This is a genomic window from Halolactibacillus halophilus (genome assembly GCF_900115605.1).
Classification (GTDB): Bacteria; Bacillota; Bacilli; order Bacillales; family Amphibacillaceae; genus Halolactibacillus; species Halolactibacillus halophilus.
The window spans coordinates 1-17,884 of record NZ_FOXC01000042.1; the positions used below are offsets into that span (position 1 = coordinate 1).

The following is a 17,884-nucleotide window of genomic DNA, read 5'->3' on the forward strand; positions in this document are numbered from 1 at the left end:
ACGAAATTAATGAACTTGATTGGGCTCATGCATTATATCAGCTCTTCGAGCTTCTTGAAGATACCCTTAAACAAACAAATAATAAAATACAAAATATTATCAAAAGTCAACTCCAACAATGGTTTGATGCCTTACCTAGTTATATCAAGGCCTATCTGCCGATTTTGGGGTGCGAAAGTTGAGTAATTAAAAAGAGTCTGAGGTAAAACTCGAAAATATGACGTGAAAACCGGATGTGTTTTTCTGATAAGAAGATCACATCCGGTTCTATTTTAGTAATTTCATCCTTGAAAAAGGTTGCCAATAATCCAAATCCTAATTCATTCTCTACGCGTTTTTTCCGCGAAGAGAAAATCTTGTGAAACCCAAAATAGCTTTCAAGCATTCAAATACTATTTCTACGTTAATGTTTCTTTTGCCATAAACCTTACCAGCTTCTTCATCTGAAAGCTTCGCACGAATATATGCTTTTTGCTGTTCCAATTATTTTGTTAATGAAGTCCTTGGATAATCTTAAATGCTGTTTGGACCATATGCGCTCCAAGCGGAGCGCTTTTCGCTCTGCAAAAAATTGAGAAAAAAACATAAAAAGCGGCATCTCATATTTTTGTATGAAATGCCGCTTTTATCTAGTTATTTAGAATTTTATCCATGACTCTTCAGTCTTACTCACAATCACTTGCCTCACAGAATTCTTTTTCAAATTCTAACTCTAACGTGACGTGATCAATTTCATGATCATTGAGCCATTGTCTGACCCGACTTTTTTCTTCAATGAGTTCATTCGTCGTTAAATCATCTTTAACTTCTAGATGCAACGACAACATCGTTCTCTCCCCATCCAGTGACCAAAGGTGTAAATGGTGGGTATGAATGTTGAGTTCTTCTTCAAGTGATTGTTTAAGTTCGCTCTTTGACACACCTGACGGTGTCTTCTGCAAGAAAATCCCGACGATCTCTTTTAAGTTACCGACGACATTATATAAAATATACAGGGTCAAACCGAGTGAGAGTAGCGGATCAATAATAGGCCAATCAACAAACATTAAAATTACACTCGCAACTAAGACAACGACCCAACCTAAAATATCCTCCATCAAGTGCCAGGTAACAACTTTTTCATTCATTGAGCTACCTTTTTTTAGTCGCAACACCGCTAAACCATTCATCACGATACCCAGAATCGATAGCAGCAACATTCCACTTGCTTCAACAGGTTCAGGGTTTAATAGTCTTGGAATGACATGATATAAAATAATCATCGACCCGACAATCAATACTATACTATTGATAAAAGCCGCTAATAAAGAAAAGCGCGCATAGCCGAAGGTAAATGTCTCATCTGGTTTTTTTTCAGATACTTTCTCTAAAAACCAAGAAATACCTAGCGATAACGAGTCACCTAAGTCATGCAAAGCGTCGGCTAAAATAGCCATACTGTTCGTCATTAATCCCCCGATGATTTCGATGATCGTAAAACTGAGATTGAGAAAAAATGCGACTTTAATATTACCTGTCTCGTGATGATGATGGTGGTGATGATGTCCCATAACTCTTCTTCCTTTCTTTTCATAACGTTTTAACACGCACACGTATCATTGTATTATTTACTCTGTTTCCTATGTCGTTAGAAATAATACATACTTCATTAAAACAAAGATAATTGAGATGGCAAGAGCCCTTCTTCTTCAATGTTCAATAGCCGCTTTAGCTCAGACGCATTACTATGAGCGTCCTTACCTGAATTATTATTAAAAATCACATACACATTTTTCACTTCCGCCTGTTTCGTTAAGATTAGATCTTTAAATGCTGTTAATTCCTCAGTGTTGTAGCGATATAAATATCTGACCTCTCGCCAATTTGTTTCTCTGTCCTTTGGTCGATACCAGCCGGCTCTATTTCTACCGTGAAGCCGGATAAACAACGTCTCATTGACAACATCTGAAACAAACGGAACTGAGCCGTCACCAATCTGTGGCTCATCGGCTGCGGTATGAATGAAATCTAACTCCCTTAATAGCTGCAGCATCTCTCGCTTTACTTTTTCGTCATACCACGTCCGGTTACGAAACTCGATTGCTACTGGGATATCTTTCATCTTTTGACGCACATACTTCAAATAGAGAAGATGATCTTTTCGGTAATCAAACCATGGTGGAAATTGAAACAACACATAGGCTAACTTTTTATGTTCAATATATGGTGAAAGCGCCTCGCGAAATGCTTGAAACATTTCGCTTTTTGATGCGTAACGCTCATCGTCTTTCACATGACCTGTCATGCCGCGGTAAGCTTTTATGATGAATTTAAACTTTTTAGGTGTCATCTTGACCCATTTTTCTACTTGTGCCAGACGTGGAATTGCATAATAGGTGCTATCTATTTCAACAAGTAAATAATGGCTTGCATAATCTGCGAGACGTTCGTTCGGTTTTGTTTCTGGTAAATAGAGCTGGGGATGGTCGCCAAAACTAGATAAACCAATATGTATCATAATTTTCACCCGCTTACTGATGGCTTTAGCACGCTAGCAATTATTTGATTAATTACATTCTAATACACATTTGAATGTTCGTCAATCGTATTCCTTCTTCCTCAAAAAGCATAAGATAAATTCAGGATTTTGATAATTCGTACTTATCTCAGGATAACAGTTATGCTACTGTTCTTTTGGTTTAACATGAGTATATCTACAATCAGTCCTTTCCCGGTCTATTTACTTATCTTAACTAGGTTTATGTTAATCTTCTCTAAAAACTAAACTAGACATAAAAGCTAACAACTTAAACACTAAAAACCATCCTACGTTTAATGTTGAGCACGAAGTGGAATATAAATACTAAAAGCTAAAAGGAGGAACGGTCCACATGACAGACATTCAAGTTTTATTTCTCAACGCTTCATTAAAAGGCAGTTCAGAACCATCACACACACAAGGTTTATACGAGAAGGCCCAAAAGCTTTATGAACAAGAAGGAGCACGAACCGAAAGCATACGACTAGCTGATTACGATATTCATTACGGTGTCACTGGAGATGAGGGTGATGGCGATGAATGGCCACAGCTATTAGAGAAAGTAAAGCAAGCCGATATTGTCTTAATCGGTACCCCACTTTGGCTCGGTGAAAAAAGTAGTCTCGCCACCCAAGCCATTGAACGGTTATACGGCACGAGTGGTGATACAAATGACAAGGGGCAAGCAATCTATTACAACAAAGTCGGTGGTGTTGTGATTACAGGTAATGAGGACGGTGCCAAACATGCGGCCGCTTCGATTCTTTATGGACTAAGTCACATCGGCTTTGTCATTCCACCAAACGTTGATGCTTACTGGGTTGGAGAAGCAGGACCAGGTCCTTCTTATCTGGACGGTGAAGCAAGTGAGAATGCTTTTACTAATAAGCACATCGAAATGCTTGTTTATAACACCTTATATTTCGCTAAGCTACTAAAAGACCACCCGATTCCTGCAAAAGGTAATACACTATAAAGTTATATGTGAGTTGTTAGTTAAAAGATGACACAAAATAAGAGAGGCGTCAGTCAGTGACTTAACGCCTCTCTTATTTTTTCTATCATTGTATTTAACCATTGATGATGGTTGGTTTATTTTGCCGTAGCGGTGTAGCCTACTGTTTTGATATTTTCAATTAACTGATCAGTGGTTACAGCTGATTCGTCGTATTTCACTTTGGCTTCACCTTTTTTTAAGTTTACTTTCACTTTCTCTACACCTGTTTGGTCTGTGAGGACTGATTCTACTTTTCCTACACAGTGCATACAATTCATACCATCTACTTTAAAGATTGTTTTCGTCATATTGGTTTCCTCCTTGGGTGTCATTCATTCTATTAGAAATACTAGTTTCTCTCACTCTACGACAATTTAATGATATGATTTTGGTTATCCGTGACGCTGGCATTGGCATTGACACTGGCCCTTCACACAATTACAAGGCACTGTATCATAGGCGACCTGTTCTTTTTGAATCAGTTTTTCTTTTAATAAAGCAACATCTTCATGGCTTAATATCGCCTCGTCAATCAACACGCCAATCGTTTTACCAATATCTTTACTACAAATGTTGTGAAAAAAGTGATCGAGTGTTTCATTGACCAATGCATCCTCTTTAATATCAGTTGAGTAAAGAAATTTCCGTCCCTCTTTTCTTGTTTTTAACGCACCTTTTTTTACAAGCCGACCGATTAATGTCTTGATCGTTGGTTCTTTCCACCCTCGTTTATCCATTAAAACATCGATAATAACTTGAGAAGGCACTTCTGTTTGAGCCCAGACGACGCGCATTACTTCCCATTCCGCATTGGTAATGTCTTTATCCATTTCAATTGTCATTGTATCACCACTTCCGTTTACAATTGTAATCTTTAATTACAGTGTACAAGCCTTAACACGTTCTGTCAAGATGGCATGTAAACACGGGGTCATCAGTATGCATCACCAGGTTAACGGGACATTAACCGATGCAAGCGGACATACCCTAATATTTAAACAGGATCATGGCTATCTCGAAAAAGACTGGGGGCATTCATTCCCTGAAAAATACATTTGGGCACAAGCCAATCACTTCCCTAAAAAACAAACGAACTTAATGTTGAGTGTCGCAACAATTTCGTTATTTAAACTGTCTTTTATCGGGCATTTATGTCATCTTCACCTTGACGGGAAGGACTATCGCTTCGCGACGTATAACGGCAGTAAAATAACGTAGCTAAAAATCACCGACCAGCAGCTGTTCCTGATCTTGACCAAAATCCAATGGTGGTTAGAAATAACTACCTGGCTTGATGATACGAAAGAATTAAAGGCCCCACTCAATGGCACCATGACCGATACCATTAAAAAAGGTTTAAGTGACACACTTAACATAAAGGTAACTTTTTAACAAAAAAAACCATGTAAACCTTTGACAAATATGATAGATTCCTTTAGACTGAAAATATTGATTTTTCTTTTGTTGCTTTAATTTTCTAAATTATTAATTTTGGAGGTGTTTTGATGAAAAAGGTATTGCCCGCTGTTTTAATTGTGTCAGGTATGGTTGTGTTATTGTGGTTAATGATTGTCACCTATACCGACGTTGAACAAGCTTCAAATCAAGCTACCAGTAATTTATCAACGCTACTGATTGTCATGTCCCTTTACGCGTTTCTTTTTGGTGCATTAATGGAATATAGAGGGCTATCTCGTCTATTTAAAGGTGAAATAAAGCTTCAATCAACATTACTCGTTGTGACAGCAGTATTAATGGTCTTTGTCTTTATCCCTGCGACGAGTTGGATTGAATGGTTTAGTTTGGATCACCCTTTATACCTTGAAGTACTGATCATTCCTGAAACACATATGATATTGGCTGTTTTAGCCGGTACATTATTCGTGAGATCCTTCACCAAAGAATCACGTGCCATCTAGCCGTTCAGCAGACTGTACGTAAATATTTATCAACCACAAATACATAAGGAGGCATATGAGTGAAGAAACTTGTTTTCATCTTTTCAGTTATAATGCTCACCGCTTGTAGCAGTGACCAACCAATGAAACCGACGACACCAATGAATACGGCGCACTTAATGAAATTACACATCGACAGTCAAAATTATGATTATTTCCAGTCGTTGTTCTCAGAAGGTCGAGAAGACGTCATTTCTGAGGAAACATTTGAAAGCTTTGGCGAGCTGTCGACATCAGGCGCTAATTTTAAAAACTATGAATTGCTCACTTTCGATAATGGCGAAATGCTGCTGATTGAATTTAAGCCTCAACTCGACAATGAGGAAGAGCTCAAGATTGTGAATGTGATTCGCGTTCCTGATAACATGAAAGAATTGTTTGAAGTAAAAAATTAATGACGTCATTTAAAACAATCATACGGTTTAGTGTGATTGTTTTTTCATGTTGAAAACGTCATCATCTTTCAAAAAAACGCCATTATTGATTGTTTTCCAACTTATAGATCACTGTTTTTTTCCATTCGGTTGTCTCCTTGACTTAACTCGTTCTGATATACTCTTAAACATAACGATGAGAGGAGTATATTGATGGAACACTACAAACAGATCCCCGACCATTTAGCAACGAAAACAACCCTTCTAAAAATCCACCACCGAAAAATCACCGAACAGACTAAAGTAAGAGGAACAGTAAGTCTCTACACACCACACGGCCACAAAACATTTAATTTATATGCGATTGAAGATGCTATCCCAATCAAGAAGCGTCATGTAGAAATCAAACATGTCCACCTGACAGACAAAACATTGAGCGAGGCATTATACATTATAAACAAATCCGCTAAAAAAAGCCGCGATGCGAAAAATCTCGCCTACTTACTTGGCGATCACCAGACAACACAGAGTCAAAAATCACGGCAACAGAACTTGTATAAATTAAAAGATAAGACATTAGCAATTTTAGCCGCGCAAGGAAAACTAATCTATCTCGGCTATCACGAAATGGATGATGATTATTTATATCTTTATCGCTTCGGTGAGTATACCTTCCATATCCCCAAACAAGCAGAAGGAAATCCCCCCTTACTGAATGATCTGTCTGAGCCAATCTCTTCAGAACAAACAAGAAAGACGACTTTGAGATTTAGAGAAGCACAGGCTCTCATCCAAAGATTTTTAAAGGAAAATAGTAAGGCGTATAAATAGGTTCACGAGACTCGTTTGCATAATTAAAAGAGGATTCACCCCAGAAGGCGAATCCTCTTTTACTTTCTATTTGCGTTAATGAAAGCTTAAGCTTGACCTTGTTTTACCTAATTAGCTACCGTTACTGTTCATTTAGACTGATATTTCACTGCTACTTCTACATCTTCAACCTTGTTATCTTCATCATGTTTTGTGAATGCATCACTGTTACTAAAAACATAGCTCAACAGCGTTTCCACATACACTCATGCGGTCGCTTCTTTTTCTAGTAAGTGCAGCGCCTCCTGTAGATTTTTTTAATACAAAAACAGTCTTGATGCTCTCGCTAAAGAGGCATCAAGACTGTTTAATAATATAAATATACATTATGCTTCATTTAAATCGGCATTAATTAAATCTAAAATATCATTTTTGATCTCTAAATATTGTTCATCTACTTTCACGCGGTGATTATCTTTTTCTAGCGCTTGATAGGTGTAATCTAAATCATACGTTTTAATAATCGTTCCTGGCTGTTTTGACATCACAATCACACGCGTACCAAGTGAGAGTGCTTCATCAACGTCATGGGTGATCATCATGACTGTATTTTTATTTTTATGCCATAGGTCACGAATAAGTTTCTGCATATTCAGACGCGTAAGTGCATCGAGTGCACCGAGCGGCTCATCCATTAAGATCATTTCCGGTTCATTCGCAAGCACCCGTGCTAAGGCTACCCTTTGACGCATCCCACCTGAAAGATCAAAGACCGCTTTATCTTTATCTTTCAATAACCCAATTTGATCAAGGAATTGATCCGTTATTTGGTCAATCTTATCCTTTTTAACTCCTCTGACCTTTGGACCAAAACCAACATTATCTTTTACTGATAGCCAGGGATATAACGTAGGCGATTGGAACACAACCCCCCGGTGCCAATCCGGTCCTTTGATTACCTTCCCTTGAAACGTTGCTTCACCCTCAGTTGGCTGTTGGTAACCAGCAATGATTTTAAGCAGTGTACTTTTTCCGCAACCAGATGGACCTAAAATACAGAGAAATTCATTTTTTTGTATTTCTAAATCAATGTCATCTAAGGCAAGGACTGATTCCGCTCCTTGACCATAATCCATGCTTACATGATTAAGTTCGATTAAAGGTGTTTCTTTTGTCATTATGAAAACTCCTTACGTATAGTCTCTTAACGTGCTAAGTAAGCTTCAATATATTCAGGATTAATAAACGCATCAAAGTCTTCTTGTGATGGTGATTCTGAAATCGAGCTTTGTTCAAGTAGGAAATCTGACGTTTGTTTCATGACACGTGAGAAGTCACCTGCTTCTTCTGATGTTCCTAAATACTCACTACTTACTTCTTGTTCTGGGGTTAACCAAACGGAACCTTCCATTTGCATTAAAGCTTCCTCTTGTGCAATTTCTAACGGATCGGCAACACTTTCAGATGCTACTTTACTATCTTCACGGTAAAGGTTCCCACCTTCAACAAGTGCGGCAATAAAATCCGTTGTTAAGCCTTTGTATTGTTCCGTAAAGCCTTTTCGCGCAAGTAACACGTTGGCTGTTTTATGTCCCATTTCAGCTGCTTGTTCAGAAGAGATCAACATCTCGCCGTCTTCTAATAATCTACCGAGTGATGGTTGCCACGTGTACGCTGCATCAATATCCCCGCGTTCCCAAGCCGCCACAATATCAACAGTCTTCATATCAACAAGCTCCACATCATCGGCAATACCGGCATCATTTAATACTTGCAATAAACTATAGTGTGATGTTGAAGCAAACGTTGTCGCAATTTTCATCCCTTTTAAGTCTTCTACTTGTTCAATCCCGGCACCGTCACGAACAGCTAACGCTTCAATCTCACCAAGAATTTCATGTAGCCAAACGAGTTCCACATCTAACCCACGAGATAGAGCAATGATCCCATTCGTGTTACCCATTGAAGCAAAATCAACACTTCCTGATGCGAACGCTTGATTAGCTTCAACGCCTGAGTCAAAGACAACAAAGTTGGTTTCAATACCTAAATCGGCAAAGTATTGATCAAAATAGCCTTCTGTTTTGGCGACCATTTCATCGTTTGGTACGCGTAAATAACCGATATTAACAACTTCCGGTTGATCCGAGCCAGATTCATTACCTTCTAAGGCATCATCGCCACATGCGGTGACTACCAAAACCCCTATTAACATGACTAACATTAATTGTATCGTTTTTTTCATCATTAATCTTTTCCCTTCCAAAATACTAATTTGTTTTCAAGCAGCAACAAGCCGCCATCCATAATAATACCCGTAATACCCATAATGATAATCCCAACAAACATCACGTCAGACCGCAAATATCTCGACGCGTCAATGACCATCCAGCCAATCCCGCTTGTGGCCGCTGTCATTTCAGCCGCAACAAGGGTCGTATAGGCAAAGCCCATCGCTGTTCTAAGACCAGTAAAGATGTCTGGCATACATGCTGGTAACACGACTTTAGTAAAGACATCCTTTTGACTTGCGCCAAGTGACTTTGAACTTAAAATATAGTCTTGGCTGACGCTATTTACTGCTGCCACACAAGCAATATAAATCGGTGCAAATGCTGCCAAATAAAGTAATGTCACTTTCGAACCATCATCAATACCCATCCATAAAATTAAGAGCGCATAATACGCTAGCGGAGGAATGGGACGATAAAATTGCACAATCGAATCAACGATCGCCTTAAACTTACTAAAATAGCCACTCATGAGGCCTAATGGTACGGCCGTAATAAATGCTAAGCTGACCGCCCAAAAAAGTCTTACAAAACTATCACTAAGATGTTGCCATAGACTCACATTTCCGTAACCGTTCTGGACAATATTCATAAACGTCTGCCATACCACTTGCGGGGATGGTAAAAGAAGTGACGACATCTCACCTACATTTGTAAATATAAACCATAACACAATTACAATCAGCCATGTCATCAAGGTCAAGGTTACTTCAAATGGATTTTTTGACTGTTTGACATTCATAGTTTTCCTCCAATATTTCATAATCTATTTTCATTATATCATTCTCTAGCTTACCAGAAGTTTTCATCTTATTACAAGTGGAGGTATACAACTCGAGGAAAAAATCAATTTTTTATCACCAGTAAATTAGAAATAGCGGGAAGAATATTCTTCCCGCTAAAGATCACGCACTTTTAAAAAGTTTGGCTATCTTTATGCCTCTTAAAAAGTCTTAGTTAAAGTTATAATCCGTAACAATTGGTTCACGTTTAGATACAACATCGTTGAAGTATTCATATTCACATACTCCGAGGAATGAACCATCTAAGTTATAGACATGGTCATAGCCTAATTGACCGAGCGCACGGACCATATTGTAACTACGTTGACTTGAGCGGCAATGAACATAAATAGGTTGGTCTTTTGGAATCTCATCCAAACGATCACGGAACTGGCTAAGTGGAATATTTACAGCGCCTTTAATATGACTGAGTGCGTATTCACCTTCCTCACGTGCATCAATAATCATCGCGTTTGACTCTACAAGTTCACGTACTTTTGTGACAGGTACTTTTTTCACTTCACCGTTTAAGATATTTAACGCCGTAAGCGCTGCATGATTGACAACATCTTTTGCGGTTGAGAAGTGTGGTGAGTATGTTAATTCTAATTCTTTTAAGTGTTCTAAGTTACCATTTAGCATAATTGCTGTCGCAATGACATCAATTCGCTTATCAACATTGCCACGACCAACAGCTTGGGCACCAAGAATCTTACCTGATGGTACTTGGAAGATCAGTTTGAAGAATAAGTTTTCCGCATCTGGCATTAAACCTACTTTATCTTTAGGAATAACATAGCTGTAATCATAGTCAATTCCACGTGCTTGACATTGTTTTTCGTTAAGACCGGTATTAGCCGCATTCATACCGAACATTTTAACACTTGATGAACCAATGACCCCTGTGTTCACATACGTACGGCCATAAACATGGTCAGCCGCTGCACGTGCTTGACGCTGAGCTGGACCAGCGAGGGTTAATTGTGTTTTTTGACCAGTAAAGAAGCAAGTTGTTTCAATCGCATCACCGACAGCGTAAATGTTAGGATCACTTGTTTGATAGTGATGATTTACTTTAATTGCGCCACTTGCTGAAAGTGCTAAGTCCGCTTGTTTTGCGAGTGTGTTTTCCGGACGAACCCCAATCGCCATGACAACGGCTTGGGCATTAATTTCACGACCAGAAGCTAAGATAACTTTGTCTTTTGCGATTTTTTGAACGCTATCGCCTAAGACTAAATCGACATCATTTTTCATGATTTCACGGTTGATCATTTGAACCATATCATAGTCAAGTGGTGCCATAACTTGGTCTTGTGCTTCTACTAATGTCACATTATAGCCAGCATACTTCAAGTTTTCAGCCACTTCTAAACCGATATATCCACCACCGACAACAGTCACATCTTTCACATCATTGTCTTTTGCGTAGGTTGTTAGTGCTTCAACATCTGGTACTGTCTTCATGACAAATACATGCTCATCGTTGATTCCTTCGATACTTTGTGGGCGAAGTGCTACCGCACCTGGTGCTAGGAATAAGACATCATAGCTTTCCGTATAGGTTTCATTAGTTTGAACATTTTTCACTTCAACTGTTTTTTCTTCTTTATTAATCCCAACAACTTCGTTGTAGACACGCGCATCAATGTTATATTGCTTATCAAATTCTGGTGGTGTCATTAAAACTAAGTCTTGTGACTTTTCAATGTCCCCACTAATATGGAACGGAATACAACAGTTTGAGAATGACACGTACGGGCCTCTTTCAAACATAATAATTTCTGCTGATTCATCCAAACGTCTCACACGCGCCGCAACAGATGCTCCACCTGCAACACCACCGACAACTAATACTTTTTTACCCATGATAATTCCTCCTTGAATTTGGCGGTCAACTATGACCAATAATCATTTCATCTGCTTCTTATACTTTTATTTTTTCCCGATACGATGTGGTAAAATACAAACTTTACCGGCAAATAATTTCATACCTGCAATACCACCAAGTGTCATCGCAAGTAAGAACACCCAACCCGAGAATGAAAAACTTGAGATGGCTGCATACATCGCACCAAGGTTACACCCTAAACCAAAACGTGCACCAAAACCTAACATTAGACCACCTAAGGCAAAATAAGCGGCATCTTTTTTATTGAAGTTAAAATCAAATTTAAACCGTTTTGCTAATAAGAATGAAATCGTACAACCGAAGAATAATCCTAAGTTACGAATCGTTCCCGCATCACTTAATAATCCCGCTTCTACTTTTGCTAAGTGCGAACCGAAATAGTCTGGATTAAAATCAAACCCTAATAAATCAAAGAACCAAACATTTAATGTGAGAACGGCTGTCGATGCTCCCCAGTTTTTATCTGTTGTTACGAGAACGAAGATTGCCCCCATCGCTAAAGCTAAGGCACCAAGTTTAAAACCCCAGCGTTCAATAAATAATTTATGATACGTTTGTTGACTAAAGAAGGTTGTCTTTTTAGATTGATCAAGTGGTTTCTCAAAGTCTTCATAGTCTCCTTTAGGATCCATGTAAGTCCCTTCAGCTTTACGCATATTTTCATACTTTACTGTAATCCAGTAAAGGACGCCGAGTAAAGCCGCGGTCAAAGCGAAAGCACCGAAGTAGCCCATCACTTGTGGGAAGTGTAATCGTACCCCAATTTGACCAATCGCCGTGCCATCCACAACTTGACGTAAGTAGTGACCTGGCGCTGTACCGAGGACAAAGAAGACAAAGGCGATCATCGCACGTCCAGCACCTTCACCAAAGTCGGCTAACGTACCAGAACCACACGCACCCGCAAGCATCATCCCCATACCGAAGATAAAGCCACCAATCACGGTTGCGATATTAGTAAAGTAAACGTTCGTTGTCCCTGGAATAAATGCTTCACCATCACCAGCTAAATAAGCTGGCAACAAACCATCAGCTGCTGCCTTCCACTGCAAGCCCATTGTCACAAAGGCCGTTACTAAAATAAGAATAATTAATGCTTTTGTTAAACTACCTTCACCACGCATATAAATACGCTTGATCCCACCCGCAAAACCAAAGCGTGCGCGTGTTAGTACGTACCCTAAGTACACACCTGCGATTAAATAAACCGGTAAGCTTGTTTTTAAGCCATCAAGATAAATGCCGAACACAACCATTAACCCTAATAAGATAAACCCAAGCACCGGCTGTGTGTAAGACGTGCGTTCATATTCTGGTTCTAAAAACGCTACTTTTTCACTATTTTGTCCTAAACTCATATTTTTTTCCTCCCTTTAATTAAACACCTTAATCATGACACCAACAACCAATAAGCTCATTTATTCACAATTAATAATAAAAAAATATTCCAAACTTCTTCATTTGTTTTGTTTGTGATGTCTTTAACAAGTTTAATTATAATCGCAATATCAAGGTTTTGTGAAATGAAGAATAAGAATACCACTATAACAAAAATGAATATAACTGACTTTTACGTATGAAATATTGTAATAATATTCACAAACCTTTTAACGGTTAAAGTTAATTTAGTCAGTAAAACCCTTGTCATACTTCAGTCTTACCCGTTCTCTCAACCTCAAGATTGTATGTTTACTGTAAACTTAACATCGCTTTTCATTTTGAGATTATGCTATAGTTAAGGTAAGAATACTTATTTTTGCTTATGAATTATTATCATTTGTTATGATTAATTAACAATAGATTAAAAAGCTTATAGATTACGAGAGGAGCTGGTTCGATGTTAGACTATCGTTATAAAACCTTTTTAGTACTTGCCGACCAACTGAATTACACGAAAGCAGCCAAGCTGCTGGCATTATCTCAGCCAGCCGTCACCAAACATATTCAATACTTAGAAGAACATCTCCAAGTAAAGTTATTTCAATATGAAGATCGAACCCTTAAACTCACGCAAAAAGGAAAATACTTAAAAGATCAGGTCACTGTCTTAAACCGGGAAATTTCTGAAATACTTGATACTTTATCAGAACGTGAGGAGATTCCGTCCTTTATGATTGGGGTAAGCCGAACGATTGGTGAGTACTATATCCCTGAGCATACGTGTCTTTTTTGTGAGGAAAAACGTGTGAAGATTAATTTAATGGTTGAAAACAGTGAACGACTTCTCCAGCTATTAAAAGATGGAAAAATTGATTATGCTCTGTTATCAGGGCCTGTTCAGTCTAATGACTTAACCGCAGTAAGCTTTTATCAAGATGAAGTTACACTCGCCTGTTCACCGAGACATCATTTAGCTAATCAAACCCTTTCACTAAATGATTTAAAACACGAACGCGTCCTGCTGCGCGAAGAAGGCGCAGGACTAAGTGATGCGATTGATTATCAATTAACCGAAGCAAAACAATCCCTTCACCAACTGACACGGATCAATCGGATTGGCAACATTCAATTACTAAAAAATTACATTAAAAATAATGATGGCGTTGGTTTTTTATATCATATCTCGATGTTAAATGAATTAAAAACAGGTGAATTAGCGACAATCACCCTGTCTGATTTTAAGGTTCATCAACCTTTTTATCTCGTCTATCCGAAACAAGCAAAATCAAAAAAAGAAGTCGACTGTATGCTTGAGATTTTTTCACCTAGTGATCCTACCGGTTGTGAAGACAATTTACCCACTTAAGACAAATAATCCAGATATAAAACCAAGGGATACAATTTCCCTTGGTTTTTTGTTTCTCGTTTTAAAACGAGAAGCTACCTTCCTCTAATACGTTAGTATAAGGTGGGCGTCTTCTCGCCATAAAACGAAAAAGGACTTAAGTTGTTGCAGTGTCTTATATTAAGCTGTCCTTTTTATTATACTTATTCATGTCTTAACGATTGGTCAGTGTTACTACGATAAGTTCTGGCGGATTATTCACACGGATGGGAAACAAACTATTCCCTAGCCCGCGACTAACAATCATTGTCGTTTCACTACTTACATATTTACCACTCGTATACTCAGGCAACCATCCTTGATGCGGGGCGATTAATCCACCGATAAATGGCAGCCTCACTTGCCCGCCATGCGCATGACCCGAAAAGACCAGGTCTACACCTGCTTGTTCATATAATGAAAAATGTTCTGGTCGGTGCGACAAAAGAATCGTGTAATTACTCGCTTCAGGTAAAGCACGGTCGAGTTGATTCATCATAGTCGCTTCTTCAGTTGAATCTTGTTGAAATAATGGGTCATCAACACCTGTTAATGTGATTGTTTCATTATTTTTCGTTAGCTCAATCGATGTATTCTTTAACACCTGTACACCTATGTCCTCAATCCTTGATTGAAACGTTGGATACAAATCAAGTCTTGCTTCATGGTTACCAGTGACATAATAGACAGGTGCAATGTTTTTTACCGCTTCAAAAAAGCGATAAGCGACGTCGACATCGGTACGTCTTGAATCAATTACGTCACCCGTTACAACAATAAGATCAGGCTCAACCTTTTCTATTGCTTTAGTTAACCTTTGATTATCTTTACCAAACATAGCATTATGTAAATCTGACACTTGCGCGATTTTAAAGCTATCGAAATCTTCAGGTATGTGATCGCTTTGTATTGTTAATTGTGTTGTTTCTATCATAGTATTGCCTCTATAGAGCCATACACTTACAACAAGAATACTTATAAACAAAACGATCCATTTGTATTTTTTCATCTTATCACCTTATTTAACCTATTTTTAACCTGCTAGCTACACAACTAAACAATGATTCATTTTCATCTTATCATATCCAACAGGTCTTGATAGAATATTCTTCATTTAACAGCGAATCATTTACTAATTTCACTATTTTCGGTGAAATGCACGTGACTTGAATTCTACCATTTTCATGAACTACCCACCATTTAGGTTTGAACCTTCTAAACTTCATCTTAAAATTGCGCCAATAATGTAAGCTGCCTTAACACATCAGAATTATTAAAACACCCCCACCTAACATTCTCACGAATGATTGAGGAGAGAGAGATTTCATAAAACAACCAAAATAAGTGTTAGACTATGTGTCTACTTAAACGCAGCCACATGGTCTAACGCAAATTGTTTAAATGACGTTGGTTCTTTTCCTGTTAGTTCTGAAAAATCAGCTGTCACAGCTTTCGCCGTACCTAGTCGGGTCATTAGATACAACATCATCGTGACGGTCACATAGGTCGGATCTAATTGTCTTTCTTCGATATAGTATTTTCGGTATGCTAACATACTTGGCTTCTCATAATTAATTTTTTTGCCTGTCACGTTACTCAAGATATCAGCGACTTGATGATACGTGAGTGCTTCTTTACCGGTTAAGGTGTAAGCTTTATCATGATGTTTTTCAGGTTGATGAAGTATCTTAGCGATGGCTAAACCGATATCACGCGCATCGATAAAGCTTGTCTCGCTGTTACCTGCTGGGATACATACTTTGTTCTGTTCTTTTATCTCTTTTGCATGAACACCAGAAATGTTCTGCATGAAAAAACCTGGTCTCACGTGGGTATAGGGTAAGTGCTTTTGCTCAATATATTTCTCAATCCGGTAATGTGGTGGGAACGGATTACGACTGACACCCATTAGCGATAAGAAGACAACAAGTTGTAACGACCGTTCTGATAAGTGATCTATAAACGGGTACATATCTTTTGCCTTTCCTAAGTGAGGGGGCCGCATAAGAAAGACCCGGTCAATATTTTCAGTTGCGTCTTTAAATGTGTCAGGGCGGGTAAAGTCAAGCGTGACCGCTTCAACATCATTTCCGAATAACTCGGTAAGTTTTTGTTTACTTGTTCCCGCAACGACAACATCTTCTCCTAACAGTAGTAGTTCGTTCGCGACAAATCGGCCAACGTTCCCACTCGCACCCGTAACTAAGACTCGCATGATGCCAACTCCTCTAGTATATGATTTGCTTGTTCTGTTAATCTAATCCACTCATTAAATTGATCGTCTCCAAGCTTTTCTTTAATCACTAAAACTGACGATAAGTAATCCGCCTCTACTTCCTCAAGTAGACGAGATCCTCGCTCTGTCACTTGAAGTGTGTAACTTCTTTTATCAACCTGAGAACGTTGTTTCGTCACGTAACCTTTTTTTATCAGGGTTTGAATCAGTGGTGTCACCGATGGTTTTTTTACCCGCAAAAACTCACTCACCATTAACGGTGTGACATCAGTTGTTTGTTTCGATAAGTAAATGAGTACCCCCATTTCACTTGAGCGTAAGGGTAGATCCGGTTTGACGGCCAGTTTTAATCGGCAAAATCGTCCTAATACATCCATACTTTGATAGATTGTCATTATATTCTCCTTCAATATAGTTAGTTTAACTAACTATATTATATGAGACCTTTCTTCTTTCGTCAACATTTATCTTATACCAGCTTCATCAAAAACATTGAATTAATAAGACGTACAAAGCCATCTAGCTTTGTATGTCTTATTTACTTACTCATCCTCGAGAACACGTTTGCCACTAGCTTTTTGCCATTGTTTATATTCTGCTACATCATCTTCTATCAATCGCCAGACAAAGGCAATAACCACCACATCATCTAAATAACCCGCAACCGGGATAAAGTCAGGAATTAAATCCACTGGTGAACCAAAATAAAGCAGTGCACTTACAACCGCAATCATGCTACCGATTGGGATCTCTCGATATTCTTTTTTAATGTAGGCTCGAACTAGCGAAATTAACATCGGAATACTCGATAGTTGATTGCCTACCATCGGTACTTTTTGAAGCTTTCGTTCCATACGCTCTAAGAACTTTTCCATTTTATCTTCATCATTTAGTAAACGTTCTGCTTCTTTCGAATGGCCACTTAATTGACTTTTCAATTCTTTATCCGTAAATTCTTGTGTCATAAAAAACCCCTACTTAGTCTCTTGTGAAAACTACTTCTCTTCAACTGATGTAATTTTTCTACTTCATGTTAGCAGTTAAAGCTAACTATAATTAGACGTTTTTAATTGAAATAGCAATTATTTGGTTAAACACTATTATTGTTGATATATAATGAGTCATTATACCGATTTATTTTTTAATGGTAAGCGCCAATAGAACGAGTATATACCTTACGTGCCATCCTCCATTTACAATAAAGTTAACTTTATTGAAATGGAGGATAATTTTATGACCAAT

Annotated in this window: 19 protein-coding genes and 2 pseudogenes; 7 read left to right on the top strand and 14 right to left on the bottom strand. The window is 38.3% G+C overall.

Going from position 1 to position 17,884, the window contains the following annotated elements:
- Positions 1-182 (top strand): annotated as a pseudogene (locus BM098_RS13790) (IS4 family transposase); the annotation flags it as partial.
- Here the strand turns inward: BM098_RS13790 and BM098_RS14040 are convergent.
- From BM098_RS14040 to BM098_RS11595, 3 genes and pseudogenes are all read right to left on the bottom strand, one after another.
- Positions 152-480: pseudogene (locus BM098_RS14040) on the bottom strand (transposase); the annotation flags it as partial. The pseudogenes BM098_RS13790 and BM098_RS14040 sit on opposite strands and share 31 nt — an antisense overlap.
- A gap of 185 nt (positions 481-665) precedes the next feature.
- Positions 666-1,550, bottom strand: a complete 885-nt coding sequence (locus BM098_RS11590; RefSeq protein ID WP_089833516.1) for a cation diffusion facilitator family transporter — start codon at positions 1,548-1,550, stop codon at positions 666-668.
- A gap of 98 nt (positions 1,551-1,648) precedes the next feature.
- Positions 1,649-2,497, bottom strand: a complete 849-nt coding sequence (locus BM098_RS11595; RefSeq protein ID WP_089833518.1) for a DUF72 domain-containing protein — start codon at positions 2,495-2,497, stop codon at positions 1,649-1,651.
- A gap of 373 nt (positions 2,498-2,870) precedes the next feature.
- On the opposite strand from BM098_RS11595, the gene BM098_RS11600 reads away from it, so the two are divergent.
- Positions 2,871-3,494, top strand: coding sequence for a flavodoxin family protein (locus BM098_RS11600; protein ID WP_089833520.1), 624 nt, complete (start codon positions 2,871-2,873; stop codon positions 3,492-3,494).
- 116 nt (positions 3,495-3,610) lie between these two features.
- Here BM098_RS11600 and BM098_RS11605 read toward each other — a convergent pair whose 3' ends face one another.
- Together BM098_RS11605 and BM098_RS11610 are read right to left on the bottom strand one after the other, a co-directional pair.
- Positions 3,611-3,823: a cation transporter gene (locus tag BM098_RS11605; RefSeq protein ID WP_089833522.1), complete on the bottom strand. Its 213-nt coding sequence runs from the start codon at positions 3,821-3,823 to the stop codon at positions 3,611-3,613.
- 84 nt (positions 3,824-3,907) lie between these two features.
- Positions 3,908-4,357, bottom strand: coding sequence for a CopY/TcrY family copper transport repressor (locus BM098_RS11610; protein WP_089833524.1), 450 nt, complete (start codon positions 4,355-4,357; stop codon positions 3,908-3,910).
- Between BM098_RS11610 and BM098_RS11615 the strand changes: the two genes are divergently transcribed.
- The 4 genes from BM098_RS11615 (at position 4,332) to BM098_RS11630 (ending at position 6,678) form a co-directional block, all read left to right on the top strand.
- Positions 4,332-4,733 carry a tocopherol cyclase family protein gene (locus BM098_RS11615; protein WP_089833526.1) on the top strand — a complete coding sequence of 134 codons (402 nt, stop codon included), beginning with the start codon at positions 4,332-4,334 and terminating at the stop codon, positions 4,731-4,733. The genes BM098_RS11610 and BM098_RS11615 overlap by 26 nt on opposite strands.
- 287 nt (positions 4,734-5,020) lie before the next feature.
- Positions 5,021-5,434 (top strand): hypothetical protein, encoded by a 414-nt coding sequence (locus tag BM098_RS11620; RefSeq protein WP_089833528.1) that lies wholly within the window; start codon positions 5,021-5,023, stop codon positions 5,432-5,434.
- 59 nt (positions 5,435-5,493) lie between these two features.
- Complete coding sequence (locus BM098_RS11625) at positions 5,494-5,868, top strand: hypothetical protein (RefSeq protein WP_089833530.1); 375 nt, start codon at positions 5,494-5,496, stop codon at positions 5,866-5,868.
- A gap of 192 nt (positions 5,869-6,060) precedes the next feature.
- On the top strand, positions 6,061-6,678 hold the full coding sequence (locus tag BM098_RS11630; protein WP_089833532.1) for a hypothetical protein: 618 nt from the start codon (positions 6,061-6,063) through the stop codon (positions 6,676-6,678).
- 365 nt (positions 6,679-7,043) lie between these two features.
- Here the strand turns inward: BM098_RS11630 and BM098_RS11635 are convergent, their stop codons facing one another.
- The 5 genes from BM098_RS11635 to BM098_RS11655 form a co-directional block, all read right to left on the bottom strand.
- The gene (locus BM098_RS11635; RefSeq protein ID WP_089833534.1) at positions 7,044-7,835 is read right to left on the bottom strand and encodes an ABC transporter ATP-binding protein; all 792 of its coding nucleotides are present in this window, start codon (positions 7,833-7,835) and stop codon (positions 7,044-7,046) included.
- 26 nt (positions 7,836-7,861) lie between these two features.
- Positions 7,862-8,902 carry a taurine ABC transporter substrate-binding protein gene (locus tag BM098_RS11640; RefSeq protein ID WP_234987495.1) on the bottom strand — a complete coding sequence of 347 codons (1,041 nt, stop codon included), beginning with the start codon at positions 8,900-8,902 and terminating at the stop codon, positions 7,862-7,864.
- 2 nt (positions 8,903-8,904) lie between these two features.
- A complete protein-coding gene (locus BM098_RS11645; protein WP_200795850.1) occupies positions 8,905-9,690 on the bottom strand; it encodes an ABC transporter permease in 786 nt (261 codons plus the stop codon).
- 211 nt (positions 9,691-9,901) lie between these two features.
- The gene (locus BM098_RS11650) at positions 9,902-11,599 is read right to left on the bottom strand and encodes an FAD-dependent oxidoreductase (RefSeq protein ID WP_089833541.1); all 1,698 of its coding nucleotides are present in this window, start codon (positions 11,597-11,599) and stop codon (positions 9,902-9,904) included.
- Positions 11,600-11,665: 66 nt separating this feature from the next.
- Positions 11,666-13,000: a YeeE/YedE family protein gene (locus BM098_RS11655; protein WP_089833544.1), complete on the bottom strand. Its 1,335-nt coding sequence runs from the start codon at positions 12,998-13,000 to the stop codon at positions 11,666-11,668.
- Positions 13,001-13,479: 479 nt separating this feature from the next.
- On the opposite strand from BM098_RS11655, the gene BM098_RS11660 reads away from it, so the two are divergent.
- Entirely contained in the window at positions 13,480-14,388 is a 909-nt protein-coding gene (locus tag BM098_RS11660; protein WP_089833546.1) for a LysR family transcriptional regulator, read from the top strand.
- Between the two features lie 193 nt (positions 14,389-14,581).
- Here the strand turns inward: BM098_RS11660 and BM098_RS11665 are convergent, their stop codons facing one another.
- The 4 genes from BM098_RS11665 to BM098_RS14005 form a co-directional block, all read right to left on the bottom strand.
- The gene (locus BM098_RS11665) at positions 14,582-15,340 is read right to left on the bottom strand and encodes a metallophosphoesterase (protein ID WP_200795851.1); all 759 of its coding nucleotides are present in this window, start codon (positions 15,338-15,340) and stop codon (positions 14,582-14,584) included.
- 426 nt (positions 15,341-15,766) lie between these two features.
- Positions 15,767-16,621 (bottom strand): NmrA family NAD(P)-binding protein, encoded by an 855-nt coding sequence (locus tag BM098_RS11670; protein ID WP_186819703.1) that lies wholly within the window; start codon positions 16,619-16,621, stop codon positions 15,767-15,769.
- Entirely contained in the window at positions 16,609-17,037 is a 429-nt protein-coding gene (locus tag BM098_RS11675; protein ID WP_089833552.1) for a MarR family winged helix-turn-helix transcriptional regulator, read from the bottom strand. The genes BM098_RS11670 and BM098_RS11675 overlap by 13 nt, the downstream gene beginning before the upstream one ends.
- A 147-nt stretch (positions 17,038-17,184) precedes the next feature.
- Positions 17,185-17,607, bottom strand: a complete 423-nt coding sequence (locus tag BM098_RS14005) for a YkvA family protein (RefSeq protein ID WP_089833554.1) — start codon at positions 17,605-17,607, stop codon at positions 17,185-17,187.
- Positions 17,608-17,884: the final 277 nt, after the last annotated feature.

What these genes read in the sequence shown, in the direction of transcription:
- BM098_RS11590 (WP_089833516.1), bottom strand. Translation starts at nt 1,550, where the DNA reads ATGGGACATCATCACCACCATCATCATCACGAGACAGGTAATATTAAA.
- BM098_RS11595 (WP_089833518.1), bottom strand. Translation starts at nt 2,497, where the DNA reads ATGATACATATTGGTTTATCTAGTTTTGGCGACCATCCCCAGCTCTAT.
- BM098_RS11600 (WP_089833520.1), top strand. Translation starts at nt 2,871, where the DNA reads ATGACAGACATTCAAGTTTTATTTCTCAACGCTTCATTAAAAGGCAGT.
- BM098_RS11605 (WP_089833522.1), bottom strand. Translation starts at nt 3,823, where the DNA reads ATGACGAAAACAATCTTTAAAGTAGATGGTATGAATTGTATGCACTGT.
- BM098_RS11615 (WP_089833526.1), top strand. Translation starts at nt 4,332, where the DNA reads ATGTCTTTATCCATTTCAATTGTCATTGTATCACCACTTCCGTTTACA.
- BM098_RS11610 (WP_089833524.1), bottom strand. Translation starts at nt 4,357, where the DNA reads ATGACAATTGAAATGGATAAAGACATTACCAATGCGGAATGGGAAGTA.
- BM098_RS11620 (WP_089833528.1), top strand. Translation starts at nt 5,021, where the DNA reads ATGAAAAAGGTATTGCCCGCTGTTTTAATTGTGTCAGGTATGGTTGTG.
- BM098_RS11630 (WP_089833532.1), top strand. Translation starts at nt 6,061, where the DNA reads ATGGAACACTACAAACAGATCCCCGACCATTTAGCAACGAAAACAACC.
- BM098_RS11635 (WP_089833534.1), bottom strand. Translation starts at nt 7,835, where the DNA reads ATGACAAAAGAAACACCTTTAATCGAACTTAATCATGTAAGCATGGAT.
- BM098_RS11640 (WP_234987495.1), bottom strand. Translation starts at nt 8,902, where the DNA reads ATGAAAAAAACGATACAATTAATGTTAGTCATGTTAATAGGGGTTTTG.
- BM098_RS11645 (WP_200795850.1), bottom strand. Translation starts at nt 9,690, where the DNA reads ATGAATGTCAAACAGTCAAAAAATCCATTTGAAGTAACCTTGACCTTG.
- BM098_RS11650 (WP_089833541.1), bottom strand. Translation starts at nt 11,599, where the DNA reads ATGGGTAAAAAAGTATTAGTTGTCGGTGGTGTTGCAGGTGGAGCATCT.
- BM098_RS11655 (WP_089833544.1), bottom strand. Translation starts at nt 13,000, where the DNA reads ATGAGTTTAGGACAAAATAGTGAAAAAGTAGCGTTTTTAGAACCAGAA.
- BM098_RS11660 (WP_089833546.1), top strand. Translation starts at nt 13,480, where the DNA reads ATGTTAGACTATCGTTATAAAACCTTTTTAGTACTTGCCGACCAACTG.
- BM098_RS11665 (WP_200795851.1), bottom strand. Translation starts at nt 15,340, where the DNA reads ATGATAGAAACAACACAATTAACAATACAAAGCGATCACATACCTGAA.
- BM098_RS11670 (WP_186819703.1), bottom strand. Translation starts at nt 16,621, where the DNA reads ATGCGAGTCTTAGTTACGGGTGCGAGTGGGAACGTTGGCCGATTTGTC.
- BM098_RS11675 (WP_089833552.1), bottom strand. Translation starts at nt 17,037, where the DNA reads ATGACAATCTATCAAAGTATGGATGTATTAGGACGATTTTGCCGATTA.
- BM098_RS14005 (WP_089833554.1), bottom strand. Translation starts at nt 17,607, where the DNA reads ATGACACAAGAATTTACGGATAAAGAATTGAAAAGTCAATTAAGTGGC.